Below are 477 nucleotides of genomic sequence, written 5' to 3' on the forward strand. Positions count from 1 at the left end.
ATGCTTGAGGGTTTGCAATAAAGCGCCCTAGATAGGCACCGATGATCGTCGAAAAAACCCAAGTCGCATAGGAAATCAAATTGGCAGCATTAAACCACTCAAAACTTAAACGTCCTTTGGTGTGGTTTAATTTATTCATTCCTAGTGCAAAACTTTCATCCGTCAGTAAGGTTCCCAACCAGAGATTTTTACCGAGAGATTCGGCTTTAAAGTAAGGCGCAATGGTCATTCCCATAAGAATCATACGCGCATTTACTAAGAAAGTCGCTAACACAATAGATAAGATAGGGCTGCCGCCAGTCAACATACTAACTGTTACAAACTGAGCAGATCCTGCAAAAATAAAAAACGACATCGCACTAACAATAAGAGGGGAAAAACCTGCTGCTTGTCCTACGATACCAAAAGCAATGCCAATACCAATATAGCCAAAAACCGTTGGCAAGGCTTCACGAATGCCAGTGCGTGCATCTAATT

The 477-nt window shown here is 41.7% G+C and carries 1 protein-coding gene; it reads right to left on the bottom strand.

Annotated elements, in window-relative coordinates:
* Positions 1-477 (bottom strand): AzlC family ABC transporter permease (locus AC2JF8_RS09275; RefSeq protein WP_500762806.1); only part of this gene is annotated, 477 nt, incomplete at both ends.

It is taken from the genome of Lactobacillus sp. CA30L (genome assembly GCF_059900845.1).